Raw genomic sequence first — 25,604 nt, forward strand, 5'->3', positions numbered from 1 at the left:
GAAGGTTAGTCGGCGGGCACGCATGCCCCACATCCTGTTATATCGCGCTGCTAACCCTTCTTGAAGTTAGCCTCGATAGCTTCCATGACGGTGGGGTCTGCCAGGGTGGTGGTGTCGCCGACCGGGCGGTCTTCGGCGACGTCCTTGAGCAGGCGGCGCATGATCTTGCCGGAGCGGGTCTTGGGCAGGTCATCCACAATCAGCACACGCTTGGGCTTGGCAATCGGGGAGATTTCGACACCCACGTGAGCGCGAATCTGCTCTGCCAGCTCGGTCTCCTCGTGCCCTGCTGCCTTGGCTTCGTCGTTGAGGATGACGAAAGCCATGACGGCCTGGCCGGTGGTTTCGTCGGTTGCACCGACAACCGCTGCTTCGGCGACGGCGGGGTGGGAGACCAGGGCGGACTCAATTTCGGGGGTGGAGAGTCGGTGGCCGGAGACGTTCATGACGTCGTCCACGCGGCCCAGGACCCAGAGGTCGCCGTCGGCGTCGCGCTTAGCGCCGTCACCAGCGAAGTACATGTTTTCGAAACGGGACCAGTAGGTGTCGACGAAGCGGTCGTCGTCTCCCCAGATGGTGCGGAGCATGGAGGGCCAGGGCTCGCGGATGGTCAGGAAGCCGGACTGCTCGTTGGGGAGGGACTCACCCAGGTCGTCCACTACGTCGATGGTGATGCCGGGGATGGGCTGCTGGGCGCTACCGGGCTTGGCGGTGGTGATGCCGGGCAGCTGGGAGACCATAATCGCGCCGGTCTCGGTCTGCCACCAGGTATCGACGATGGGGCATTTGCCGCCGCCGATGACGCGGTGGAACCAGCGCCAGGCTTCGGGGTTGATGGCTTCGCCCACGGTGCCCAGTACGCGCAGGGTGGACAGGTTGTACTGGGCTGGGATGTCTTCGCCCCACTTCATCATGGTGCGAATAGCGGTGGGGGAGGTGTACATGATGGTCACCCCGTACTTCTGTACGATTTCCCAGAAGCGGCCACGGTGGGGGGCATCAGGGGTTCCTTCGTAGATGACCTGGGTGGAGCCATTGACCAGGGGGCCGTAGGCAACGTAGGAGTGGCCGGTGACCCAGCCGACGTCGGCGGTGCACCAGTAGACGTCGCTTTCGGGCTTGAGATCGAAAATGTTCTTGTGGGTGAAGGCACCCTGGGTCAGGTAGCCGCCGGTGGTGTGCAGAATACCCTTGGGCTTACCGGTGGTGCCAGAGGTGTAGAGGATAAAGAGGGGGTCTTCGGCGTTCTGGCGGGAGGGCTCGTGCTCGGTGGACTGCTCGGCAACCAGCTCGTGCCACCAAACGTCGCGACCCTCAACCCAGTTGATGTCTTCACCGTTGCGCTTGACGACCAGCACCTTTTCCACTGAAGCCCCGCCCTTGCTCAGGGCGGTATCGACGGCGGGCTTGAGCATGGAGGGCTTGCCGCGGCGGAATGAACCATCGGCGGTGATGACCAGCTTGGCTTCGCCGTCCTCAATGCGGGAGAGCAGGGCATCGGCGGAGAAGCCGCCGAAGACAACAGAGTGCACAGCGCCGATGCGGGCGCAGGCCAGCATGGCAATCACGGCTTCGGCAATCATGGGCATGTAGATAGCAACGCGGTCACCCTTAGAAACACCCAGGGATTCGATGCCGTTGGCTACGCGGGAGACCTCGTCCTTGAGTTCTGCGTAGGTGTAGGACTTGGTGTCGCCGGGCTCGCCCTCAAAAAGGATGGCGGTGCGGTCGCCGTTGCCTGCTTCGACGTGGCGGTCTACGGCGTTGTAGCAGGCGTTGAGCTCGCCGTCTGCGAACCACTTAGCGAAGGGCGGGTTGGACCAGTCGAGGGTTTCGGTGAAGGGTTTGTACCAGGTGAGCAGGTTGCGGGCCTGTTCTGCCCAAAATTCGGTGCCCTTTTCTTTGGCTTCTTCGTAGATGCAGGGCTGGGCGTTGGCCTGGGCTGAGAACTCGGCGCTGGGGGCGAAGACGTCCTGGGTGTCGGTCATGGTGTGCCTTCCTGTTCTGTGGGGCGCGTCATTGATGTGCGCCACAAACGGACTTTTTCTCACCTTAGCGCACCCTGTAGCGCTAGTCACAAATTTGTGCGTTCGTGTTACGCGAAATCAGGACGCCGGCGGCAGCTAACCCGGGTACCGCAAGGACGGGCGGCGGTAGGCTTGGGTATATGCCCCTACATGCCGATGTACCTCTTAACCCTGACGAGCTCGCCCAGCTTGAAACTCGCTCTGTACCCGAGCCCAAGGCGCGAGCGTCCGCCCGAAAGCATGCCCGCGCGTCAGCTCGCGGCGAGGCCGAAAGCCCCCTTGCCCTGACCCGTCGCGCCCGCAAAATCAACCGTATTTTGGGGAAGACCTACCCCTATGCGGTTGCCGAACTCGACTTTGATAACCCCTTTGAGCTGCTGGTAGCTACCGTCCTCTCAGCCCAAACCACTGACGTGCGCGTGAATGCCACCACCCCCGAACTATTCTCCCGCTACCCCGATGCGGCGGCGCTGGCGTCCGCGCGGATTGAAGACGTGGAAGACATTGTGCGGCCCCTGGGCTTCTACCGCTCCAAGGCCAAGGCAATCGTGAACCTGGCAGCCCAGCTGGTGGCAGATTATCGCGGGCAGGTACCGGGCAGGCTTGAGGAATTAGTTAAGCTCTCCGGTGTGGGGCGAAAAACTGCTTTCGTGGTGCTGGGTAATGCTTTTGGAAAGCCGGGCATTACCGTCGATACCCACTTCGGCCGCCTGGCCCGCCGCTTTGGCTTCACCACCGAAGAGGACCCCGTTAAGGTCGAACGCGACGTCGCCGAGCTTTTTGAACCCAAGGATTGGACGCAGCTTTCCCACCGGCTGGTCTACCACGGCCGGCGTATCTGTCACGCCCAAAAACCGGCCTGCGGGGCCTGCCCCGTTGCCGACCTCTGCCCGGCTTACGGCGCCGGTGAAACCGACCCGGTGGCGGCAGAGAAACTGCTCAAGTACGAGATGGCCCCGGGGCGTGAGCGTCTGCATCTGCGTTTTGTGCAGGGTGCTACCCGTCGCCAGCTGCGGGAAGAGGGGTGGACGCTCAGTGCCTAGGAAAGAGACCTCAGGGGAAGAGATAGCGGGTCAGCACCCCGCCCTAGCGGCCCTGCAGGAGTTGGCGGAACGGGCCCCGAGTATTGTGCGCCCCGAGGATTCGTGGCCGATTGGGCAGATGGACTCGGGCACCGTTAAAGAGGCCGCTGTGCTGGTGCTGATGGGGGTGCTTGATGAAGCTCCTGCGCAGAATGCCGGGTGCGGCACGGTTGCATCGGACCTTGACCTCTTGGTGCTGGTGCGGTCGGACGCCCTGCGTCACCACGCCGGTCAGCCTGCCCTGCCCGGTGGGCGGATTGACCATGAGGACTACGACGAGGCAGCTCGTACCGGCCGAACCGTCCAGCAGGTGGCTGCCCTGCGGGAGGCCGTTGAAGAGACCGGTCTGCAGGCTGAGGGGGTGCGCCTGCTGGGCCAGCTCCCGGCGGTTGATTTGCCGGTCAGTAACTACCGGGTGACTCCCGTGCTGGGCTGGTGGGACCTACCGACCCCGGTGGAGGCAGTAGACCGGAATGAGTCAACCCTGGTGGTGCGCGTGCCGGTGGCAGACCTGCTGAACCCGGCTAACCGGCTGACCATGACAGTGACTCGCGGCCGGAGCAGACACAAGTCCCCGGCTTTTGAGGTGACCGGTGACTTCGCTCCGTTTACTATCTGGGGTTTCACCGGCAACCTGCTCTCCCGGGTCTTTGAAGAGCTGGGCTGGGAAGAACCCTGGGATAAGAAGCGCACTCGGGAAATTGGGAATTAGCCTATTTAGCCTGTGAATAATCGTCGGTAGTCACGACGGTGACGGGGAACTCGACGTCGGTGGGTCCGAAGATGAGTTCGGCGGCAACTTGCGCTGATTCGCGCACGATTTCGGCGGCTCGGGCTGATTCGCCGGTAGGGCCGTAGAGCATGATTTCGTCGTGGAGGAAGTAGACCAGGCGGGTTTGCATGCGTTTGCCGAAGCGACGTTCGGTGCGCAGGCGTTTGCGGATTTGGGCCATCCAGATGACGGCCCATTCGGCGGCTGTTCCCTGGATGACGAAGTTGCGGGTGAAGCGGCTGTGGGCGCGGGCGGCTGAGCGGGCGGCACGTTCGTCGGCTGCGGTGACCTGGTTGCGTTGGGCTTGGAACCAGGCGTGGGAGGGTGCTGGGGAGGTGCGCCCCAGGTAGGTGGTGACCTGCCCGCCGCGTAGGCCTACGTCGGCGGCGTGTTCGGTGAGGCCGATTGCGGCGGGGAAGAGTTTTTTGAGGTGGGGCATGAGCTGCCCGCCTTCACCGGTGGTGGCTCCGTACATGGCAGCCAGCAGGGCGATTTTGGCGTGGGAGCGGTCGTTGAGCACGCTGCCGGTGCGCTCGCCAATCTGGGCGATGCCGAGGTAGAGGTCGGTGCCGCGTCCGGCGACGGCGAGGGCACGGTCGCCGCTCATGACGGCGAGGATGCGGGGTTCGATTTGGGCGGCGTCAGCGACGGTGAGCATCATGCCCTCTTCGGCGCGGATGGCGGGGCGCACGCCCTTGGGGATTTGCATGGCCCCGCCGCCGTGCCCGCCCCAGCGGCCGGTGGCGGCTGAGCCGACTTCGTAGGTGGGGTGGAAACGGTTGTTGGTTACCCAGGTGTCGAGCCAGTTCCAGCCGTTGGCGGTGTAGATCCGGGAGAGGCGTTTGTAGTCGAGCAGGGGGCGGACGAGCTGCCAGCGTTCTTCGCGCAGGTGGGGAACGGCGTTGGCCCATTCGGTGAGTTCCCATTTGCGGGTGGAGGTGACCGAGTGGCCGGCTGCCTGTAGGGCTTTGAGGACTTCTTGGGGCGAGTCGGGGTTGAGGTTGGGGGCCCCGAGTTCTTCGCGGATGCGGGCGGCGAGGCGCTCCATCTTGTAGGGGCGGTCGTAGCCTGCGGGGCGGGGGCCGAGGGCGTGTTCGAGGATTTTTTCGTGGATGGCGCGGTTCCAAGGCATGCCGTGGTGCTTCATTTCGGCTGCGATGAGGGCGCCCTGGGATTCTGCGGCGAGTAGGAGGGAGAGCCGGGCTGGGGCTGGGCAGGTGGCGACGGCCTCTAGCTGGGCGCGGAGTTCGGTGAGCAGGGCGGACGCGGTTGGCCCGGCTACCTCGTGCCGTTCGGGGGAGGCCGTGCCCAGGTCGTCAAAGAGGGAGGTTTGCCCCTCGATTTGCCGTCTGGCCGGTAGCACTCCTGCCGGGGACGGGGGTTCGGGGGTGAGGTCGATGGTCGGCGTGTAGGGCAGCCGGTTTTGGGCACGGGTAGCGGCGGTGAGCAGGATTCGCTGGGCAAGGCGCAGGTCGTGGCAGGACGCCGGTGAGACGCCAGCTACCAGCAGGGCGGGCATGAGCTCGCGGGCGTCCGCCCAGGCCCAGCGGATCACCCGGTGCGGGTTTTGGGCTTCCACCGCGCGCACAAAGTCGGGGAGCTTAGTGAAGGGGAAAGTGCGGTGGGTGCCTGAGCCGGTGTCGTTCAGCGTAATGGCCTCCCACAGGGGCGTATCGCCGGGGGAGGTCGCTGGGCCAAGCACGATGTACATCTTTCTATTATGCCGTTTGCGCTGTTCACAGGGCTAGACACGGCACTTCTTCTGTGGCATAAAGAGAGGCAAGAGAAAGATGCCGGGGCAGGGGCCTACCCTGAAAGGTAGCCATGCCCGATACTGAGATGCGTGTGCGCCGGTCGCGGCGCCGTTTCTTTGAGTCTCTTCCCACAGACCTACCCGATGATGTGCCGCTCTTAGCGGTAGAACCGGCCGAGACCGACCTGGGCCCGCTCACACCCCTGGTGAGCCGGGAAGGGCTGACCGATATTTTCGTCAACGGCCCCCAGGACGTCTGGTACGAGGCCGCCGGTACCCTGCACCGGGCTGCCATTACCTTCCCCAATGATGAAGCCGTGAGAGCGCTGGCTACCCGGCTCATTCTTTCCGCAGGTGGCCGCCTGGACGACGCCTACCCGGCAGCCGACGTCCAAACCCAGCAGGGAATCCGCATCCACGCCCTGCTCCCGCCCCTGAGCCGCTCCGGCACCCTGCTGTCCCTGCGCCTGCAACCGGCTCAGCGCCCGTCCTTACGGCAACTACAAGAGCGCGGCATGATGGGGCGTGAGTTGGAACAGGTGCTGCGGCAGCTGGTGCGCTCGCGGGCTAATCTACTGGTCAGCGGAGGAACAGGGACCGGCAAGACCACCCTGCTGGGTGCCCTGCTGCAGGAGGCGGACGCCGGTGAGCGGCTACTGCTGGTAGAAGACACTTCTGAACTGCAGCTAGACCACCCGCATACCGTGAGCCTGCAGGCCCGGGCTGCTAACGCTGAGGGGCAGGGGGAGGTGGGGCTGGCCGAGCTGATTCGGCAGGCCCTTCGCATGCGGCCCAGCCGGCTGGTGGTGGGAGAGTGTCGCGGCGCTGAGGTCATGGACATGCTTACAGCCATGAATACCGGTCACGCGGGTAGCGGCACCACCGTTCACGCCAATTCGGCTCAGGCTGTGCCTGCCCGGCTCTATGCCATGGGGGCTCTCGCGGGGGTGAGTAGTCAGGCCGTGGCCCTGCAGGCTGCGACGGCGCTGGAGTATATTGTTCACCTTGAACGCGAGGGTAAACGCCGTATGGTGCGCGGGGTTTACCGGCTGGTAGGCGGGCACAACCTTGCTGTTGAGCCGGTCTGCACCGTGGAGCCGCGCCGCCGCGGCACCTACCTGCGCTGGCACCCCGGTAGCGAAGAGCTCCAACAGGCAGCCGGGCTGTTTCAGAGCACAGGGGTGGGATCCTGATGCCGGTCGACAGTCTGAAAAGTCTTGGGGTTCGCAGCGATTCTGTGGGCTTGGAAGAGCTGGAGCTATGGCCCGATGCCATCTGGCGTCTTGCCGCCCTGCTGCGCGCGGGGTGCTCCCCGGCGCAGGCCTGCACCCACGTAGCGGCCTATCTGGTGGGCCTAGAACACGAGGAGCGCACCGAACAGAAATCCGGCCTGCTCGCAGTTGTGGGAAAGCTGCGGCCGTCCGTGCGTCAGCAACAGGGCCTCGAAGGTGCTCGGGCCCAGATGGCCCAGCTTTTTGAGACTGCGAGCGCCCAAGCCCAGAAGGGCCTGCCCCTAACCGGCGTGTATCTGAAGGCTGCCGGGCAGGCTGAGTTGCGCGAGAGCGTGAGACAGGGAGCCGCCAGGGTGGCAGCCTGCTGGCAGGTGGGGGAGCGGACGGGCGCCTCGCTAGCCCAGGTGTTTGAGCGCCTAGCCTGCTATCTGGAGACGGAAATTGACCTGCGCCAGCAGCGGGAGACCGCTTTGAGTGGGCCGCGGGCTACCGGTCGAATCCTTTCCTGGCTGCCTTTTGTGGGGTTGGGGCTGGGGATCTTGATGGGTACGGATCCCTTAGGGGTGCTTCTAGGCTCAGTTCCCGGGGCTTTCGTCGGGTGCCTAGGGTTGGCGCTGGCCTGGTGCGGCAACCGCTGGACGGCCCGCCTGATTCGCCGAGCGGAAGAGGGGCAGTGATGCTGGCTTTATCGAGAGCGGGGAAGCAGCCCCGGTCGTCCGCTCCTGACCTAGATGCTGCCCTCTACCTGGATATGGCGGCGACCATGCTCGCGGCAGGACTTTCGATTCCTGCGGTGCTGCACCAGCTGGGTCAGCTTGAAGAGGGGCGGTACGAGGCAGAACTGACCGCTGTGGTGGAGCGCCTCTATCAGGGGCATAGCTGGGCGGACGCCTGGGAGCAACCGGTTGCCCCGGGGCTCGTAGGCCTGTATGAGGCGCTGGGGCTGACGCTGAGCACGGGTGCACCGAGCGCCCAGCTAGTGAGGGTACTGGCCCAGCGGCAGCGCCGTCACAGGCAACGGGCCTACGAGAAGGCAGCTGCCCGGCTGAGCGTCAAACTGGTGGTGCCGCTGGGAGCTTGCTCGCTGCCGTCCTTTATCTGCCTGGGAGTGGTGCCCGTTCTCATCGCCCTGTTTCCGGCGCTTTTTTAGAAGCGGGCAGGCGGTGCGGACAGGATGTTCACAGGCACCCGGTGGAGGGCGCTGGGGCGTCACAAACATGTCACGGCTACACCGCTGAAGAGGGTGCTGGGAGCTTTGCTACCTGAAAAGACGGGAGAGCAGGCCCGCTGCCCTTATCCACAGGTAACACTTCTCTTTACGCCATCTTGGGCAACTGGAAAGCTACAGGTACCTCGGGTGAAGGCCCCGGCGTCTTTCTCACTACCTCAACCCGCCCCTTACCCCGTCTTCGTCCGAGCCCACCCGAAAGAACACAGCGCCTCGGCAAGGCCGCCGAGGAGCACCATATTAAGGAGGAAACCGTGTCGAACACTCACCCCACATCACCTGTAGAAGGCCAGGTCTTTCAGGCCGGTCTCGATGACCCCGAAGCGGGTGCTACGACTGCCGAGTACGGAATCGTCATGCTAGCGGCCGTAGGCTTTGCGGGTCTGCTCGTGGTCATCCTCAAATCTGAAGAAGTCCGCCAGATGCTGCTGGGGCTTGTGCAAACAGCTCTCTCAACTGGAGCGTAGACCGCCTTCTGTCTCTGTGCCCGGGCTGAACCGCCCGGGCACAGAGACGGGAAAATCCGTAATCGATACTTGAAAACCCTGGAACCCTCAGCACTATATAAGGTGGTGATACCGTGCAGACCCTAGCCGCAACAGAAGATGAGAGAGGGTCAAGCACCGCCGAATTTGCGGTGATACTCCCGGCTCTTGTATTCGTTCTGGCCTTGGTGTTGGGAGCTGCCGCAACCGGTATCGTGCAGCTCAAACTGGAAGAGGGCGCTCGCCTGGGAGCCCGGGCAGCAGCCCGCGGGGAAACCGCCGAGACCGTCACTCGCATTGTGCAGGAGATAGACCCCGCTGCTATCGTCACCCTGGCTCAGGATGACGACATGACGGTCGTAACGGTGAGCAGGCAGGCTCCGGGAGTTGTGGGAAAGGTCAGCGGTTGGACGCTTACCGCCGATGCACGGGCCCTCACCGAATACAGGGCTACCACCGGGAGTGCTGACTCATGAATCGCGAAGTCGAGCGGGAACGAGGAAGCAGCACCGTTGCCACGGTAGGTCTGGTCTGCGCTCTTCTTATTCTCGGGGCCACCTGCGCCGGACTCATTGGGGTCATCACCGCGCAGCACCGGGCAACGGCAGCAGCAGATCTAGCCGCCCTTGCCGCAGCGGACGCAGCCCGTGGTCTTGCTGCCGGGGAGCCCTGCACGGTCGCCGAACGCGTTGCCCAATCCAACGGGGCTTGGCTGGGTGGCTGCGGCCAGCCTGCCGGGTTGGGCGGGACGGTGGACGTGCGCACCCTTGTTGATATTAGCGGCCCCTTCGCCTTCCTTGGCCCTGCTGAGGGCCTATCCCGGGCTGGGCCACCTGACTCCTCATAACCAAGGCCAGCCCCGCTCGCTATACCACGGCTAGAAGGGGTCGTCGGTAGCGGCGAAGCCGGTCAAAGACTCAGCTACATCCACCGGGGTAGGTTTCCCCTCGTCCCGGTGCCCCACCGCGTAACTTCCGGCTCCTGTTTCCCCAGCTACCGGGCTTTCAGCCGTCGGGCCTAAAGGCTTGAGCAGTCTTCTGCGCTCTTCATCGGTAAGTTCATCAGCCTCAACGAGCAGGGCAGCTAAAAGCCGGGCGGCGCCTGCCTTGTGCAGGGGCTCGTTCCGGTTACCGCACTTGGGGGACTGCACACACGATGGGCAGCCTAGATCGCACTCGCAGGCCAAAATCGTATCGAGAGTGGCCCGTAGCCAGTGGCCTACCTGCTCAAAGCCCCGCTCGGCAAAGCCCGCCCCGCCAGGGTGGCCGTCGTAGACGAAAATCGTGGGCTGTTCGGTATCGATATGAAAGGCGGTCGATAAACCACCGATATCCCACCGGTCGCAGGTGGCTACCAGGGGGAGCAAGCCAATAGCAGCGTGCTCAGCGGCATGCAAAGCCCCGGGGATATCCCGCTCATGAATACCTGCAGCGTGGAGCAGGGTAGCGGGCATAGCCCACCAGATAGCCCTAGTCTGAAGCTCCTGCGGGGCAAGATCAAGCGGCTCATCGCCCAGAACTTGTTGACCCACCAGGGACTTCCGCTGGTAGCCCACCACCTGGGAACGAACCCGCACCCTGCCGTAGCTCAACGACACCTGCCCCTGCTGCCGCGTTTCTTCAGCACCCAGCACGGTAACTTCGGTGATATCACGGGACTGGGTGTAATAATCGGGGTTCACCGCAGAGACCGCAATAACCTTGTTGTCCTCGTCAAGGTCTTCCACCACGTAGGTCTTGCCCTGGTGAGTGTAAATAGCGCCGGGGTGCCCCTGGGAGTGGGCGTGGCCGTCGTCCATACTGCCAATCACGGCACCCGTTTCGCAGTCAATAATCTGCAGGGGAGAGCCGCCCCCGCGCAGGTTCACAACATTGCTGGCAGACTCGGGGTGGGTCCAGAACCAGCCGGTGGCCCGCTGCCTCAGGTAGCCCTGCTCCACCAGACGGCCCAACAGCGCCTCGGCGGTGCGCCCAAAAACCATGAGCTCATCCCGGCGCAGGGGGATCTCAGCTGCCGCAGCACACAGATGTGGACTAAGCACATAGGGGTTCTCAGGGTCGAAAACGGTTTTTTCAACCGGCCGGTCAAAAATATCTTCGGGGTGGTGTACCAGGTAGGTATCGAGGGGATCTTCGCTGGCAATCAGGACGGCAAAAGCGTCCTGCCCTGCCCTACCTGCTCGTCCTATCTGCTGGTAGAAGGATGCCCGCGTCCCCGGCCATCCGCCCACCAACACGGCATCCAGCCCCGCAATATCAATACCCAGCTCCAGGGCGTTGGTCGAGGCTACGCCCAGAATCTCACCCCGGCGCAGGCTGGCTTCAAGGGCCCGCCGCTCTTCGGGCAGATAGCCAGCCCGATAGGCTGCAATACGGGCAGAAAGGCCGGGCTCAACCTCATCGAGATAGCGGCCAGCGGTCTGCGCGATAGCTTCAGCACCGCGACGGGACTTGATGAAAGAGATGGTGCGGGTGCGGTTCACCACCAGGTCGGTGAGCATCTCAGCGCTCTGGGTAATGACCGACTTACGCACCGGCGCTCCGTTCTCACCCGCACCACAGCCCTGGGCACCGGGCCGAACGCTCACCCCGTTGGCGTGGGCAGAAAGCTTGTCATTGACCGCCGCCGCATCGGTAAACTCCGGCTCCCACAAGAGCACATGGGTAGCACCGCGCGGAGCGGTACTTTCCGTCACCGCCGTAACCGCGGTGGGCCGCGACCCAATCAGCCGGGCAAAAGACTCAGCAGGCTCCGCGCTGGTAGCGGACGCTCCAATAAATACCGGGGTAGCGCCGTAGTAGCGGCACACCCGCCGCAAGCGCCTCATCAGCAGAGAAACATGGGCCCCAAAGACGCCCCGATAGCCGTGGGCCTCATCCACGATCACATACTTGAGTTTGCGCAAAAAACCAGCCCAGCGGGCATGGTTGGGCAAGATAGCGTGGTGCAGCATATCCGGGTTAGCCAGAATGAAGTTGGCGCGTTCGCGAATAAAGCGGCGGTCGGCCTGCGGGGTATCGCCGTCGTAGCTCTCAGCCACGAGCCCGGGCAGCCCCAGGTTGCGCAGGGAGGCCAGTTGGTCTGCCGCTAGGGCCTTGGTGGGGGAGAGATAGAGGGCCGTTGCCCGTCCTGAATCAAAGCCGCTAGCCTGGGCCTCGAATTCGCCCCGGTAGATAGCGTCAAGGGCAGGTAGCTGGTAGGCCAGGGACTTACCCGAGGCGGTTCCCGTTGCCAGAATGACGTGCCGGTTGCCGGGGGACTCATGCGCGGCCGTTGCCGCCTGCACCTGGTGCAGATAGGGCTCGGCGACCCCTAGGTTCTGGTAGGCCTCAATTACTCGCGGGTGGGCCCAGGACGGCCAGGGGGCAGTTTCTGCGCGCCGGGCAGGCAGGGTGCGCACATGGGTGACCTGATCAGGTAAGGACGCCAGCCCCAGCTGGTCGAGTACTACGGCCAGCTCACCGGGTTGGGGAGCGTGAGTGGACGGGGCTCCGGCTGGGTGTGAGCGCGGGGGAAGGGCATCTGTAGGCACCCGTCTATTATGGCACCGCGAGAGTGCGCGTAAATATTTGCTCTTTCTATCCTGTTATCTGTGACCTGCACTATAAGGGGTGGGATAATGGGCTCTATGAGTATTCCAATGAACATTCAGGGTAAGAAGACCACCGAGCAGGAGCCTGTGGTTACGGTCCTCACCGAAGAGCAGATTTGGGAGCTGATTGAGGGCACCCGGTTTGCCCGTCTGGGTACGGTAGGCGAGGACGGCTACGTGCACATCACCCCGCTCAACATTGTGACCGACGGGGTTCGCATTTTCTTCCGAACCGCCTCCGGCAGCAAGCTCACCCAGCTTTTGCTCAATGAGAAAGTAACCGTGCAGTTCGACCGGGCAGAGGGCAGTCACGCCTACTCGGTCAATGTCTTTGCTACAGCCCGCCTGCTGACCGAAACCCGCGACATTGACTACGTTGGCAAGCTCAACCTTGAGCCCTGGCTCGATACCGAGAAGCTGGAGATTGTGGAGCTGACCCCGCAGAAAATGACCGGGCGCCGCTTCCGCCTGGGCTAGGAGCGCCAGTCGCCGCCCCCCCGCCGAGGGGAATAAGGTCTAAAATAGGGGTGTGTCTCAAGAAAAAATTATCCTCTACTACTGCTTCGCCCCTGTGACCGACCCCAAGGCCGTGATGCTGTGGCAGCGTGCCCTCTGCGAGAAGCTGGGCCTGACCGGACGCATCCTGATTTCTAAGCACGGCATCAACGGTACCCTGGGCGGCGACATCAATGCCCTGAAACAGTACGGTAAGACTACCCGCCAGTACCCGGGCTTCGAAAAGCTCGAACTCAAGTGGTCCGACGGTAGCGCTAGCGACTTCCCCCGCCTCTCGGTAAAGGCCCGCGACGAGATTGTCGCCTTCGGTACCCCTGATGAACTCATCGTCGATGAAAACGGTGTGGTGGGCGGCGGCGTGCACCTGAAGCCTGAAGAAGTGAACAAGCTGGTTGAAGAACGTGGCGATGAGGTGGTCTTCTTCGACGGCCGCAACGCCTTCGAAGCCAAAATCGGTAAGTTCAAGAACGCCATTGTGCCCGATGTACGCACCACCCACGACTTCATCAAAGAAATCGAATCGGGCAAGTACGATGACCTCAAAGACAAGCCCGTCATCACCTACTGCACCGGCGGTATCCGCTGCGAAATTCTTTCAGCTCTGATGAAGAACCGCGGCTTCAAAGAGATCTACCAGATCGACGGCGGCATCGTGCGCTACGGCGAAAAGTACGGTGACTCCGGCCTTTGGGAGGGCTCACTTTACATCTTCGACAAGCGCCAGCACATGAACTTCTCACCCGACACCGTCACAATCGGCGAGTGCGAACACTGCGGCGCTAAGGCCAACACCTTCGTCAACCTTGATGTGGACGGAGTGCGTGATTTGGTGCTCCTGTGCCCCGACTGCCAGGCCAAAGCAGAAGCTGAGCTCAAGGCTGCGGCAACCTCGGCATGAGTGAGCAGAAAACCCCGGCCTACGAAACAGCCCTGATTGAATACGGCACCTTCATGGTCGCCGGTGTCACCGACCCGGCGACCGAAGAGAGCGACTTCGGCTCCTGGTGGGAGCGCCTTTATAGCAAGCTTGAGTCGGGCGGGGGCGACCTGGCCGCCCAGCGCCTGGCCGCGGTAGAAAAGCTACAGAAGGTGGGCGTCGTAATGCCGGACGCCGACGATACTGGTTTTACCTACACCGCCGGTTTCATTGTGCCCGGCGGTATTAAGGACGTCGCAGCCCTGGGGCTTACCGGCGTGATGGTACCGGCCGCTATGTACGCTACCGTCCTGGTGCAGGGGGCCATTACCCCGGGCGTCCCCCCTGGCCATATCAAGGCAGGCTTCAACCACCTGGCCAGCACCTTCATCCCCTCGAAGGGGCTGGAGCCTACCGGCGTCTGCCTAGAAGTGTACGGGCCCGGTGAAATCACCGACGAGAACTACCGTATGTATCTCTGGCAGGCTGTAACGAGCCCGCAGGCCGCCTAAAGAGACAATAAAATACCTCCCGCAGTGCGATATGCGGGAGGTATTTCTCTCTAAAGTATGTGCGCTTGCGCGCCCCTGGATAACGGTTGAACTGGTGTGGTAATACCGAAGGGAAAAATCTTTAGGAGTTCTGCTCTACGGCCAGTTCGGCCTCGAGCTTCTCGATAATCTCTGCGATAAAGGCAGGGCCACCGTTAGCGGCCTTTTCCTTCCAGTCAGCGATGGACTTTTCCAGTTCGGCAATTTTTTCTACATTAGCCATAAGGTAAATATAACCCAGACCTCTAGAAAAAATCACCTTGATTACTATTTAACCTTTTCCCAGCTTTCGATGGAGCCGGGGACGACGGTGAAGAGGGGGTGGGTGACTTTGCTGGGTGACGTGGCAAAATGCTGGTCATACCACTGAGGTGAGCGGGTTTTTACTTTTTCTGCCAAAAATGAGATTTCGTAGTCCAGTTGACCGTCGGTAACCGGTAGCGGTGATAACTCCGGTTGAGCGGGGAGTACCAGCAAACCGCGATTGAATCTATAGCCCCGCCCGTCAGCTTCGTTAGCCAGTCCGTGCAGATAAGTGCAGATGTAGGCTAGGGGGTCGCTAGAGGCTTTGAAACGGTCAAGCTGGGGGTGGCTGGTGTAGCCCTTGGTGAGACCCTGGAGCACTTTCTGAGCAAGCAGGGTCTCACGCCAGCAGGCTACTAGCCCCTTAGCGTCGAGCAGGGAGGGGTGAACAGACCAGATACGCACTAGCGGTCAGCTCGGCGGGCGATGGCTTCTTCGAGGCGGTCGAGCTTGCCGGTGAGTTCGCCGGAGTCGTGACCTGGGCGAATATCGGCCTTGAGCACCAGGGAGACCCGGTTGCCGTACTTTCCAACGGCTTCGGTGGCGGCTTTGATAACGGCCATGCACTCGTCCCAGTCACCTTCGATGGTGGTAAACATGGCGTCGGTGCGGTGGGGCAGGCCCGAATCGCGGACAATCTGGACGGCTTCTGCAACGGCGTCGTGCACGGACCCGGACGGGTCTCCGCCGCCGGTGGGGGCTACAGAGAATGCAAATAACATGTCTCTACCCTACCGCTCATACGGTTAAATAGAGAGCGTGATGACTTCTGATTTTTCTCGTGTTCCCGGTGCCCCCGTCAGCGCCGATACTGCTGCCCTGGCCCACCTGCACACTGCCCTGACCGAGCTCAACTACACTTACGACGGTATCGAGGAGCTGCTAGGCTCCCGCGCTTTTGAGGCTATGACCCGCGACCAGGTAGTGCCAGGCCTCTACCGGGTGAGCCAGATTCTGGGGCAGGAGGCTACATCAGAAACCTTCACAGCAGCCCAGCGGAACCTGGCCCAGCTGGTGCGCTTCTTCCTCTTTGGCACCGCCCTGCCCGGCGGTGAGCTTGAGGACGCGCTGGGGGCGGGTAGCCTTGACCTGCTTCTGACTCTGGGGTTGGCTGAGCATACTGGGGACGGCCTGATTCAAGCCGCCGTGGACCTGCGGCCGCATGCAGCGGACGATGGAACCGAACTCTTTGTAGCCAGTGACTTGGGCGCCCACCAGCGCCCCGGCGTCCTGCGAAAGGACCACGTGCTGGGTGTCGGCCAGGCATCCCTGACCCTGGCCCAGCTGACCGAACGGACCCCCGTCGACCGGGCCCTCGATCTGGGCACCGGCTGCGGCATCCAGGTCTTCCACCTGCTGGCCCACACCCGCCATGTAACCGCTACTGATATTTCCGAGCGTGCCTTGGCCTTCACCCGCTTCAACCTGCTGCTGAACGCGTCCGCCCTGAACCTTGATACGGCCAACCTCCAAGATCGTGTGAGCCTGCGCCTGGGCTCCCTGCTCGAGCCGGTTGCCGGTGAAACCTTCGACCTGGTGGTTTCTAACCCGCCCTTCGTTATCACCCCGCGGAGCGACAATGAAACCCCCGAAGACCAGTTCACCTACCGCGATGGCGGTATGGCAGGGGACGGTATCGTCTCAACCCTGGTGCAGCAGCTACCCACCGTGCTTGCCCCCGGCGGGCGCGCCCAGATGCTGGGTAACTGGGAAATTCCCGTGGACGGGCAGGACGGCCCCGTCGACTGGGCAGATCGCCCCCGCACCTGGGTGGGGGAGCAGACCGAAGCCTGGTTCATCCAGCGTGAGGTGCTTGAACCCGAACAGTACGCCGAAACCTGGTTGCGGGACGCCAGCGAAAACCGGGACCCCGCCCACTTTGAAACCGCCTACACCGCCTACCTGCGCGACTTCGCCTCCCGAGGTGTTGGCTCTATCGGGTTTGGCATGATCTGGTTGCGTAAGCCGAACCCGGCGTCTGCAGGGGAGCGCCTGCACCGCTTTGAAGAAATCACCTACCCCATCCAGCAACCCATCGCTCCCTTCATCACCGAGGCAGTGGAGCACTTTGATCAGGTCACTGCCCTGAGCGATGCTGACCTGCTAGAGAAGCACCTGGTCGTTGCCGGAGATGTGACCGAAGAGCGCCACTCCACCCCCGGCTCCGAGCACCCCTCCGTGATTCTGCTGCGCGCAGGTGCCGGGCTACGCCGCACCATTCTAGAAACCACGGAGACCTCGGGCTTTGTCTCCGCCTGCGACGGGGAACTAACCGCTGGCCAAATCGTCGGTGCCCTAGCTGCCCTGCTGGGTTGGGAGACCGAAGAACCCAGACAAGTATTAATCAGTAACATGCGCGAACTGCTTGAAAAGGGCTTTTTGCGGATTGACCAGGGCGACTAGACTGGGGCCATGGTAGAGAATCCTATTAAAACCCTGACCGAAGACCGCTGCTGGGAGCTGCTAGCTGCCCACGAGTTCGGCCGTCTGGCCCTGGCTGTTGGCGGGGAGGTAGATATCTACCCCGTCAACTTCGTGGTGCACGAGAAGAAAATCTACTTCCGCACCGCGGCCGGCCAGAAGCTCTCAGAAGTCGTGATCAGCCGCAAGGCCGCCTTCGAAATTGATGAGGTCATCGACGGTACTGCCCGCTCCGTTGTCGTGCACGGTAACGCCCACTGGCTCACCAGCGAAGCAGACCTCGACGCGGTCGAAGCCCTGGGGTTACGCACCTACTCACCGACCTACAAGACCAACTGGGTTGAGGTAGAGCCGGTGAGCGTCAGCGGTCGCGAGTTCGAAATCGGGGCAGAACCTGCCGACGAGCTTTAAGGGGCTAAGGGGGCAAGCACCGGCGATGGCCCCGAACCCGCGCTCTAAGGTCACACTGGTCTAAGTAGACACGAAGCCCCGTAAGTCGGCTATTGTTGTGCATACACGCGAAAAACCGACCCCAAGGAGCCCTCAGTGCCCACTAAGGCAACCACCGAGCACGGCAAGTCACTGCTGATCGTGGAATCCCCCTCGAAGGTGAAAACCATCAGCGGGTACCTGGGCGATGCCTTCATCGTTGAATCCTCCATGGGGCATATTCGCGATCTTCCCCAGCCCTCTGAGCTGCCCGATGAACTCAAAAAGAGCCCCGTCGGCAAGTTTGCGGTCAACGTAGAAGAAGGCTTCGAGCCCTACTACGTGGTCAACCCCGATAAGAAAAAGAAGGTCACCGAGCTCAAGCGCCTGCTCAAAGAGTCCGATGCCCTCTACCTGGCAACCGATGGTGACCGCGAAGGTGAAGCCATTGCCTGGCACCTGCTGCAGGTGCTCAAGCCCAAGGTGCCCGTCTACCGTCTGACCTTCCCCGAAATCACCAAAGAAGCGATTCAGCGCGGTTTCAACGAACTGCGCGACATCGATAACAACCTGGTGGATGCCCAGGAAACCCGCCGTGTGCTCGACCGTATCTACGGTTACGAGCTCTCACCGGTGCTCTGGCGCAAGGTCTCCCGCGGCCTTTCAGCCGGCCGCGTGCAGTCTGTGGCAACCCGCCTGGTCGTAGAGCGCGAGCGCGAACGCATGGCCTTCCGCTCAGCCACCTACTGGGACCTCACCGGTACCTTCACCACCTCTGCCTCCGAGTCCTTCACCGCCAAGCTCTCCGCCGTTGACGGTGCCCGCGTAGCTACCGGCAAAGACTTTGCCGATGACGGCAGCCTCAAGCCCGCCGCAGCCGGTAAGGTTGCCCACCTGGACGAAGCCGCAGCCAGCTCTCTGGCTAGCGCGCTGGCGTCCGCCGCGTTCGCCGTCCGCTCGGTCGAAACCAAGCCCTACACCCGCCGCCCCGCTGCCCCCTTTACCACCTCAACCCTGCAGCAGGAGGCCGCTCGCAAGCTCCGTTTCTCATCCCGCTCCACCATGCAGGTGGCCCAGCGCCTCTACGAGAACGGTTACATCACCTACATGCGAACCGACTCGGTTGCCCTGTCTGACCAGGCGACCCAGGCTGCCCGCAAGCAGGCGGCTGAACTGTACGGCGCTGACTTTGTGCCCGCGTCCCCGCGCGTCTACACCTCCAAGTCCAAGAACGCCCAGGAAGCCCACGAGGCAATCCGCCCCGCAGGCGACTCCTTCAGCACCCCCGCCGAGGTCAAGAATGCGCTGAGTATCGACGAATTCCGCCTCTACGAGCTGATTTGGAAGCGCACCGTCGCCTCCCAGATGGCTGACGCCAAGGGCTCCACCGCCTCCGTCCGACTGGGTGCAACCGCCGCCGATGGCCGCGACGCAGAATTCGCAGCATCGGGTACCGTCATCACCTTCCGCGGCTTCCTGGCCGCCTACGAAGAGGGCCAGGACGTCAAGCGCGGCGAAGAGGGTAAGAGCGAGACCAAGGACGGTAAGGACGACAAGCGCCTACCCAACCTGGCAGAAGGCGACTCCCTGCGCGGCAGCGATATCGAAGCTGCCCGCCACGAAACCTCACCCCCGCCCCGCTACACCGAAGCCTCCCTGGTTAAGGCCATGGACGAACTCGGCATTGGCCGCCCCTCAACCTACGCAGCCGTTATCTCGACCATCATGGACCGCGGCTACGTCAATAACCGCTCCGGCTCCCTGGTGCCCTCCTGGACCGCTTTCTCGGTCGTCCGCCTGCTCGAAGAGCACTTCGCCAAGTACGTGGACTACGAGTTCACCGCCGAAATGGAAGAAGACCTCGACCGCATTGCCCGCGGTGAAGAAGCCCGCCCCGAGTGGCTGTCTCACTTCTACTTCGGTGGGGGAGACAAGCGTGGCCTCAAGCCCATCGTTGACAACCTGGGCGATATCGACGCCCGCGCGATCAACTCTGTAGAGGTCGCCCCTGGCGTGAACCTGCGCGTGGGCAAGTTTGGCCCCTACCTTGAGACCGGCGGCGAGATAGACACCGAAACCGGCGAAATTAAGGACCCCATCCGCGCCAACGTACCGGCAGATCTGGCACCCGATGAGCTGACCGAAGAAAAGGTCGCTGAACTGCTGGAAGCCGGTAAGAACGACGGCCGTGAACTTGGTGTTGACCCGGCTACCGGCCGCACCATTGTGGCTCGTGATGGCCGTTTTGGCCCCTACGTCACCGAGGTTATCCCCGAGATGACCGAAGAAGAAATTGCCGCCTGGATGGATGCCCAGCCCACCGAGTACTACAAGAACGGCAAGCCCAAGCCCAAGAAGAAGCCCAAGGCTGAAAAGCCCCGCACCGGCTCCCTCTTCAAGTCTATGGACCTGGCCACCGTCACCTTGGATGACGCCCTCAAGATTATGGCCCTGCCCCGCGTGGTCGGTACCGATGCCGAGGGCACCGAAATTACCGCCCAGAACGGTCGTTTCGGCCCCTACCTGAAGAAGGGCACCGACTCCCGCTCTCTGGAAACCGAGGACCAGATTTTCTCCATCACCCTGGAGCAGGCCCTGGAGATCTACTCCCAGCCCAAGCAGCGCGGACGCGGCGCCGCCAAGCCCCCGCTGGCTGAGCTCGGCGTAGATCCGGTCTCTGAGAAGAAGATCGTGGTGAAGGACGGCCGCTTCGGTCCCTACATCACCGACGGCGTCACCAACATTACGGTGCCCCGCAGCGAAATCATCGAGTCCCTCACCCACACTCGCGCGGTTGAGCTGCTCGCTGAGAAACGAGCTAAGGGACCGGTCAAGCGCAAGACCACCGCCAAGAAGCCGGCGGCTAAGAAAACCACAGCCAAGAAGACCGCTACCAAGAAGAGCACCGCTCAGAAAGCGGGCGAGTAGTCGGTTATCGCGTGGGTCCCGTCCTTGTACACTGGTAGGCAGGAAAACTGTTTGTCACCACTCAAGGGGGGACCCATGCGTCTAGGCGTGCTCGATATTGGCTCAAATACTGGCCACCTGCTTCTGATTGAGGGGCAGCTAGGCTCCCGCCCCGAAGCCTACACCGCAGCCCACAAGGAGCCCCTCCAGCTGGTGCGCTACATCGACGCGGACGGCAACATCACCGACGAGGGCCGCGACCGCCTCACCGCCTTCGTGAAGTCCGCAGTACTCTACGCGATTGAGCACGGAGCGGAAGACCTGCTGGCCTTTGCCACCAGCGCCATCCGCGAATCCAAAAACGGCCCCGAGGTACTGCAGCACGTGCAGAACCAGACCGGCGTCAACCTCACCGAAATTACCGGCGACCAGGAAGCCGCTATCACCTACCACGCCGTGCGCCACTGGCAGGGCTGGGGCGCCGGCCGTATTCTCAACTTCGACATCGGCGGCGGCTCCTTCGAGTTCTCCACCGGCATGGACGCCTACCCCGACGACGCAATCTCCGTGCCGCTGGGTGCCACCCGCCTGACCGGCGACTGGTTCAGCACCCCCGTGCCGTCCCCCAAGGAAATCAAAAAACTCCGCAAGTACGTGCGCGAAACCCTAGAACCCGTCGCCGAGACCCTGCTGGCCTACGGGCAGCCCAACATGGTTGTGGGTACCTCCAAAACCTTCCGCTCCCTCGCCCGTATCTGCGGGGCAGCCCCCTACTCTGCAGGCCCCTTCGTCAAGCGCGAAATGCTGCTACAGGATCTGCGCTTGTGGACCCGCCGTATGGAAGCCATGCCCCCCAGCGAACGTGAGGACTTACCCGGGGTATCTCACGTCCGCGCCGAGCAGATGCTAGCCGGAGCTATCGCGGCAGAAACCGCCATGGAGGTCTTCGGCGTAGATCGCATGCGCGTTTCCCCCTGGGCCCTGCGCGAGGGCCTGGTGTTACGCCGCCTAAACTACCTCTCCCAGCAGGGGCCCGAAGCCATGATTGACCCCCGTTCCCTGGCAGAATTTGTGCAGGACTAGCCGTGAGCACCGATGCCCCCAAGAACCCGCCCTCCCGCAAACCCGTACAGGTAGCGCTTTCTACCTCCTGCCTCTTCCCGCTCGGCGTGCCCGAAACTTTCTCAACCGCCGTAGACCTGGGCTACGACAGCGTGGAAGTTATGATCACCCACTCAGCCCTCTCCCAAGAGCCCCACGATCTGCTTGACCTGATTCAGAAATACCAGATTCCCATCTCCGCCATTCACGCCCCCACCCTGCTCCTGACCCAGCAGGTCTGGGGCCGGGCCTGGAACAAGATGCAGATGGCGGCCAAAATGACCAAGGCGGTAGGGGCGGATGTCATCGTCGCCCACCCGCCCTTCCGCTGGCAGAAGCTCTACGCCAAGAACTTCGTTGCTGGCGTGCGCGAAATATCAGAGCTCGAAAACGTCAAAATCGCCGTGGAAAACATGTACCCCTGGTCCATCAAAGGCCACGCGGTAGAGATGTACGCCCCCCACTGGGACCCCTCCCGCTTCGACTACGACTGGATGACCTGGGACTTCTCCCACGCAGCCGCAGCCGGGGACGACTCCCTCGAGGCCGTCAAACGCATCGGCTCCCGCCTGGGTCACGTGCATCTGACCGACGGATCCGGCGATAAGGTCATGGACGAACACCTGGTACCCGGCCACGGTACCCAGCCCGTCGCCGAAACCCTACAGTACATCGCAGCCAGCGATTTTGACGGCGTTGTCTGCGCTGAAGTGTCAACCCGCAAGGCAAAGGGCGCAGGCACCCGCGACGACATGCTCTACGAGACCCTGCAATTCGCCCGCACCCACCTAGCTAGGTGAAAAATCTTCACCAAAAATGCGCTTCGGACTCGCGCTCGCTGCCGACCCTCTCACAGGTTCGCTAGCGCTCACATGTGATTCACGCCAGCCCCGAGCCAGCAGCTGTGCTGCGAGTCCGACAGCGCCTTCAGCTATACGTCATATTCGAAGGAGAACATCGTGACTACTGTTGCTTTTATCGGAACCGGCTCCATGAACGGAGCGATCGCCTCGGGCCTGCTTGCTGCGGGTACCGACCCCACCTCTGTGCGCGCGACCGTAGGATCGCACGCCAGTATCTCTACCCTGCGTGAGAAGCTGGGGGAGGGGGCCCAGGACGTAACCATCCTTGCCGGTGAAGATGATGCGCAGGCTAACCTTAAAGCCGCTGAAGGGGCCGATGTGGTGCTGCTGGGGGTCAAGCCCTATGCCATCCTTGATCTTGCCCGCGAAATCTCACCGTCTCTGGGCGAGAAGACCGTAGTGGTGTCGGTTGCTGCCGGTATCACCTTAGAAGCCCTACAGCGGGCTCTGCCCGAGGGGCAGCCTGCAATCCGCTGCATGCCTAATACTCCTTCGCGGGTGGGCAAGGGCGTACTGGCTATCTCGGTGGGGCGGACCGTGACCGAGGAGCTTAAGGACGCCGCCGCTTCGGTTCTGGGGGCAGCAGGCCGGGTCATTGAGGTTGGGGAAGAGCAGATAGGGGCGGTAACCGCTGTATCTGGTTCAGGCCCTGCCTACGCCTTCTTGCTGGCAGAAACTATGGCCGCTGCCGGGGTTAAGCTGGGGCTGGACGAAAAAACTGCTACCGAGCTAGCAGCCGCTACGGTAGCTGGTGCGGGCCACTTGCTGGATATTGACCCCAACCCCCGGGATCTCCGCAAGGCTGTCACCAGCCCCAAGGGCACTACCGATAAGGCTATTACCGCCTACATCGATGGTGGTCTTTTCGAACTAACCGAGACCGCCATGCGGGCCTGCCTAGCTCGGAATGAGGAAATGACCGAAGAGTTCAGCTCCGAAAAATAGTTCAGACCTAGTCTAAAAAGAAGGCCCTATAAGAGCAGGCTGTGCTACCAAAACTCCTTGTGGAGTGGGGTAGGGCAGCCTGCTTTTTCTTTCCTGAACAAAGAATCTAGATACACTGAAGGCCAGTCCGTAGGGAATCGGACTGGCCTTCAGCTTTCTCTTTTGCCGGTAGGGATCCGGCTTCAAGAGAATGCTCGCCACCTGAAGCAGATGGGATTAGGGGGAACCATCTGAGGAATCTTCAGGTCTTGAGCTACTTGAACGGGTTCGCGGACCGTTCAGTAATCACTCGCACCTTTAGAGGTAGTTATAACTATATGCCAGTTTTTAAGTTTATGCACCCTGAAATCTGAAAAAAGACGAATTATTTCGGAAGACACCTGGGTGGTTTCTATACTCGGGTGGGTATAGGGTATAGTCAATGGTTCCTTGTAGGCATAAACCTGTTAGGGTCGTGTGGCAAATCTTTCAATAAGGTCTACCTGACCCGAGACAATCAATAAATCGCGTGAAGAAACCCGGGTGTCGGGTGTTGCGTAGGTAATTTCTTCACCTGGTGATTTCACTCCCACAATGGTCACCCCGTATTTAGACCGCACATCAGACTCTGCCAGGGTAAAGCCATGGGTCTCTTTGGGCGGGTACATTTTGACGATGGCAAAATCGTCATCGAACTCGATGAAGTCCAGTAGGCGCCCGGAGACTAGGTGGGCTGCTCGTACCCCCGCGTCCGACTCCGGGTAAACAACCCGGTGTGCTCCAATGCGGGAGAGAATCTTGCCATGAGAAGGGGTAATAGCTTTAGCCCAAATACGCTCAATGCCCAGATCCACCAGGTTGGCGGTAATCAGCACCGAGGCCTCCACCGAGGTGCCCACACCCACTACGGCGGCGGTAAAGTCCTGGGCCCCTAGCTGACGCAGGGCATTCATATCGGTGGCGTCGGCCTCCACCACGTGGGTAAGGTCGCCTGACCATTTCTGCACCAGGACGGGGTCTTTTTCAACAGCAAGCACCTCTTTGTTCTGGCGGACGAGCTGGGCGGCGGTAGCCGATCCAAAGCGTCCTAGGCCAATCACTAGCACGGGGGCGCTGTGGGCTGGGCGGAAGTCTTTTCTAGCCAATGATGGGCCTTTCTTCGGGGAACTTGTAGAGGCGGCGGCGGGAGCGCATCGCCAAGCCGGTGGCTACGGTGATGGTGCCGATGCGGCCAATGAGCATGAGGACAGAAAGTATGTAGGTTCCGGACGGCGGCAGCTCAGCTGAGAGCCCGGTGGATAGTCCGCAGGTCGCGTAGGCTGAGATGACCTCAAAGAGGGCCCGGTCGAGGCCGACGTTGCCAATGAGCATGATGGCGGTGGTGCCAGCCAGCACGAACATGAAGCTCATCATGATCACGGAAATGGCGATGCGCAGGACGGCGTCGGGAATAGTGCGGTTAAAGGCAACGACGAACTGGTCGCCGCGGGCTTCTGCCAGAATCGCCAGGAAGACCACGGTGATGGTGGTGATTTTGATGCCGCCTGCGGTTGATGCGGAGCCGCCGCCGATGAACATGAGTACGTCGGTGAGCAGCATGGTGACGGGATGGATATCTGCCATGTCGACCAGATTGAAGCCGCCGGAGCGGGTCATGATGGATGCGAAAGCGGCGTTGAGGATTTTATTGCCCGCGCCCATGGCACCGATGGTGCGGTCATTGCCCCACTCCAGGGCGCCCCAGGCAAAGGAGCCTAGGAAGAAGAGCACCAGCGTGCCGATGATGGTGAGTTTGGCGTTGAGATTCCACTTGCTAAAGCGCAGGTTGTTGCGCAGCACCAGAATGACGGGGAAACCCAGCGAGCCCACCATGACGCCCAGGGCGATGGGGAAGAGAATCCAGAGGTCGTGGCCGTAGGGCACAATGCCATCTGAGTGGGGAGTGAAGCCGGCGTTGTTGAAGGACGAGACCGCATAGAAGATGCCGTGCCAGACTGCCTGCCAGAGGGGCTCTCCCAGCACCAGGAAGCGGGGGATAAGCGTGAAGGCGATCAGGGCCTCAATGGCGATGGAGGTAAAGGCCACGGTGCGGAGCACTGAACCCACTTCACCCAGGCGTCCGATATTGAGGGACTCCTGGGCGATAATTTTGGAGCGCAACCCCAGCTTGCGCCCCACCGCCAGCGCCAAGATGGAGGTTAGGGTTAGGGTGCCCAGCCCACCAATCTGGGAGCCTAAGAGAATCATGAGCTGGCCAAAGAAGGTCCACTGCTCGGCGGTAGAAACCGTGGTGAGACCGGTGACAGTCACGGCACTAGTTGCCGTAAAAATAGCGTGGTGAAACTCCACCTGCTGGCCATCGCGTGAAGCCCAGGGGGTGTAGAGCATAAGCGAGAAGAAAATAATGACCAGCAAGAAGGCCGCAATAGCGATACGGGATGAGGAGGACCCAAAGATGCGGTCTACCAGGTCGCGCAGGTGGGCCATGCGGGCCTGAAAGGC

At 62.0% G+C, this 25,604-nt stretch carries 25 protein-coding genes; 17 read left to right on the forward strand and 8 right to left on the reverse strand.

Annotation, left to right across the window (positions count from 1 at the left end; translation table 11 throughout):
• Nucleotides 1-50: 50 nt before the first annotated feature.
• On the reverse strand, nt 51-1,988 hold the full coding sequence (gene acs, locus VSX42_RS02345) for an acetate--CoA ligase (RefSeq protein ID WP_326502792.1): 1,938 nt from the start codon (nt 1,986-1,988) through the stop codon (nt 51-53).
• Between the two features lie 179 nt (nt 1,989-2,167).
• Here acs and nth point away from each other — a divergent pair, with 179 nt between their 5' ends.
• Complete coding sequence (gene nth, locus VSX42_RS02350; RefSeq protein WP_326502793.1) at nt 2,168-3,070, forward strand: endonuclease III; 903 nt, start codon at nt 2,168-2,170, stop codon at nt 3,068-3,070.
• The gene (locus tag VSX42_RS02355; RefSeq protein ID WP_326502794.1) at nt 3,063-3,821 is read left to right on the forward strand and encodes a CoA pyrophosphatase; all 759 of its coding nucleotides are present in this window, start codon (nt 3,063-3,065) and stop codon (nt 3,819-3,821) included. Before nth ends, VSX42_RS02355 begins: the two co-directional genes overlap by 8 nt.
• A gap of 1 nt (nt 3,822) precedes the next feature.
• Here the strand turns inward: VSX42_RS02355 and VSX42_RS02360 are convergent, their stop codons facing one another.
• Nucleotides 3,823-5,592, reverse strand: a complete 1,770-nt coding sequence (locus VSX42_RS02360) for a bifunctional 3'-5' exonuclease/DNA polymerase (protein WP_326502795.1) — start codon at nt 5,590-5,592, stop codon at nt 3,823-3,825.
• A gap of 113 nt (nt 5,593-5,705) precedes the next feature.
• Between VSX42_RS02360 and VSX42_RS02365 the strand changes: the two genes are divergently transcribed.
• The 6 genes from VSX42_RS02365 to VSX42_RS02390 all read left to right on the forward strand — a co-directional run bounded on the left by VSX42_RS02365 (nt 5,706) and on the right by VSX42_RS02390 (nt 9,426).
• Nucleotides 5,706-6,827, forward strand: coding sequence for a TadA family conjugal transfer-associated ATPase (locus VSX42_RS02365; RefSeq protein WP_326502796.1), 1,122 nt, complete (start codon nt 5,706-5,708; stop codon nt 6,825-6,827).
• Nucleotides 6,827-7,543, forward strand: coding sequence for a type II secretion system F family protein (locus VSX42_RS02370; protein WP_326502797.1), 717 nt, complete (start codon nt 6,827-6,829; stop codon nt 7,541-7,543). Before VSX42_RS02365 ends, VSX42_RS02370 begins: the two co-directional genes overlap by 1 nt.
• Complete coding sequence (locus VSX42_RS02375; RefSeq protein WP_326502999.1) at nt 7,543-8,016, forward strand: type II secretion system F family protein; 474 nt, start codon at nt 7,543-7,545, stop codon at nt 8,014-8,016. The genes VSX42_RS02370 and VSX42_RS02375 overlap by 1 nt, the downstream gene beginning before the upstream one ends.
• Nucleotides 8,017-8,348: 332 nt before the next feature.
• A complete protein-coding gene (locus VSX42_RS02380) occupies nt 8,349-8,561 on the forward strand; it encodes a DUF4244 domain-containing protein (RefSeq protein ID WP_237194936.1) in 213 nt (70 codons plus the stop codon).
• Nucleotides 8,562-8,674: 113 nt separating this feature from the next.
• Nucleotides 8,675-9,055, forward strand: a complete 381-nt coding sequence (locus VSX42_RS02385; RefSeq protein WP_326502798.1) for a TadE family type IV pilus minor pilin — start codon at nt 8,675-8,677, stop codon at nt 9,053-9,055.
• Nucleotides 9,052-9,426: an Rv3654c family TadE-like protein gene (locus VSX42_RS02390; protein WP_326502799.1), complete on the forward strand. Its 375-nt coding sequence runs from the start codon at nt 9,052-9,054 to the stop codon at nt 9,424-9,426. Before VSX42_RS02385 ends, VSX42_RS02390 begins: the two co-directional genes overlap by 4 nt.
• A 30-nt stretch (nt 9,427-9,456) precedes the next feature.
• On the opposite strand, the gene VSX42_RS02395 is transcribed toward VSX42_RS02390, so the two are convergent.
• The gene (locus VSX42_RS02395) at nt 9,457-12,036 is read right to left on the reverse strand and encodes a DEAD/DEAH box helicase (protein ID WP_326503000.1); all 2,580 of its coding nucleotides are present in this window, start codon (nt 12,034-12,036) and stop codon (nt 9,457-9,459) included.
• 171 nt (nt 12,037-12,207) lie between these two features.
• On the opposite strand from VSX42_RS02395, the gene VSX42_RS02400 reads away from it, so the two are divergent.
• From VSX42_RS02400 to VSX42_RS02410, 3 genes are read left to right on the forward strand one after another with little or no spacing between them, the layout of a single operon-like run.
• Nucleotides 12,208-12,648, forward strand: coding sequence for a pyridoxamine 5'-phosphate oxidase family protein (locus VSX42_RS02400; protein WP_326502800.1), 441 nt, complete (start codon nt 12,208-12,210; stop codon nt 12,646-12,648).
• A 52-nt stretch (nt 12,649-12,700) separates the two neighbouring features.
• Complete coding sequence (locus VSX42_RS02405) at nt 12,701-13,585, forward strand: rhodanese-related sulfurtransferase (RefSeq protein ID WP_418950756.1); 885 nt, start codon at nt 12,701-12,703, stop codon at nt 13,583-13,585.
• Entirely contained in the window at nt 13,582-14,115 is a 534-nt protein-coding gene (locus VSX42_RS02410; protein WP_326502801.1) for a GyrI-like domain-containing protein, read from the forward strand. Before VSX42_RS02405 ends, VSX42_RS02410 begins: the two co-directional genes overlap by 4 nt.
• A 121-nt stretch (nt 14,116-14,236) precedes the next feature.
• Here the strand turns inward: VSX42_RS02410 and VSX42_RS02415 are convergent, their stop codons facing one another.
• Genes VSX42_RS02415 through VSX42_RS02425 form a run of 3 tightly spaced genes read right to left on the reverse strand, consistent with a single transcriptional unit; the run spans nt 14,237 to nt 15,179 of the window.
• Nucleotides 14,237-14,377 (reverse strand): hypothetical protein, encoded by a 141-nt coding sequence (locus VSX42_RS02415; protein ID WP_326502802.1) that lies wholly within the window; start codon nt 14,375-14,377, stop codon nt 14,237-14,239.
• A gap of 44 nt (nt 14,378-14,421) precedes the next feature.
• Nucleotides 14,422-14,862 (reverse strand): pyrimidine dimer DNA glycosylase/endonuclease V, encoded by a 441-nt coding sequence (locus VSX42_RS02420; RefSeq protein WP_326502803.1) that lies wholly within the window; start codon nt 14,860-14,862, stop codon nt 14,422-14,424.
• A complete protein-coding gene (locus VSX42_RS02425; protein ID WP_326502804.1) occupies nt 14,862-15,179 on the reverse strand; it encodes a thiamine-binding protein in 318 nt (105 codons plus the stop codon). The genes VSX42_RS02420 and VSX42_RS02425 overlap by 1 nt, the downstream gene beginning before the upstream one ends.
• Before the next feature lie 40 nt (nt 15,180-15,219).
• Between VSX42_RS02425 and VSX42_RS02430 the strand changes: the two genes are divergently transcribed.
• The 6 genes from VSX42_RS02430 to proC all read left to right on the forward strand — a co-directional run bounded on the left by VSX42_RS02430 (nt 15,220) and on the right by proC (nt 23,123).
• Nucleotides 15,220-16,860: a DUF7059 domain-containing protein gene (locus tag VSX42_RS02430; protein ID WP_326502805.1), complete on the forward strand. Its 1,641-nt coding sequence runs from the start codon at nt 15,220-15,222 to the stop codon at nt 16,858-16,860.
• A gap of 9 nt (nt 16,861-16,869) precedes the next feature.
• Nucleotides 16,870-17,289, forward strand: coding sequence for a pyridoxamine 5'-phosphate oxidase family protein (locus VSX42_RS02435; protein ID WP_326502806.1), 420 nt, complete (start codon nt 16,870-16,872; stop codon nt 17,287-17,289).
• A gap of 135 nt (nt 17,290-17,424) precedes the next feature.
• Complete coding sequence (gene topA, locus VSX42_RS02440) at nt 17,425-20,235, forward strand: type I DNA topoisomerase (protein WP_326502807.1); 2,811 nt, start codon at nt 17,425-17,427, stop codon at nt 20,233-20,235.
• Between the two features lie 75 nt (nt 20,236-20,310).
• Nucleotides 20,311-21,297 carry a Ppx/GppA phosphatase family protein gene (locus tag VSX42_RS02445; protein WP_326502808.1) on the forward strand — a complete coding sequence of 329 codons (987 nt, stop codon included), beginning with the start codon at nt 20,311-20,313 and terminating at the stop codon, nt 21,295-21,297.
• A 2-nt stretch (nt 21,298-21,299) separates the two neighbouring features.
• Complete coding sequence (locus VSX42_RS02450; RefSeq protein ID WP_326502809.1) at nt 21,300-22,115, forward strand: sugar phosphate isomerase/epimerase; 816 nt, start codon at nt 21,300-21,302, stop codon at nt 22,113-22,115.
• A gap of 156 nt (nt 22,116-22,271) precedes the next feature.
• Nucleotides 22,272-23,123, forward strand: coding sequence for a pyrroline-5-carboxylate reductase (proC, locus tag VSX42_RS02455; protein ID WP_418950760.1), 852 nt, complete (start codon nt 22,272-22,274; stop codon nt 23,121-23,123).
• 446 nt (nt 23,124-23,569) lie between these two features.
• On the opposite strand, the gene VSX42_RS02460 is transcribed toward proC, so the two are convergent.
• Nucleotides 23,570-24,247, reverse strand: coding sequence for a TrkA family potassium uptake protein (locus tag VSX42_RS02460; protein WP_326502811.1), 678 nt, complete (start codon nt 24,245-24,247; stop codon nt 23,570-23,572).
• A complete protein-coding gene (locus VSX42_RS02465; protein WP_326503001.1) occupies nt 24,240-25,589 on the reverse strand; it encodes a TrkH family potassium uptake protein in 1,350 nt (449 codons plus the stop codon). The genes VSX42_RS02460 and VSX42_RS02465 overlap by 8 nt, the downstream gene beginning before the upstream one ends.
• Nucleotides 25,590-25,604 lie beyond the last annotated feature (15 nt).

Source organism: Rothia nasimurium, from assembly GCF_035916755.1.
GTDB lineage: Bacteria > Actinomycetota > Actinomycetes > Actinomycetales > Micrococcaceae > Rothia.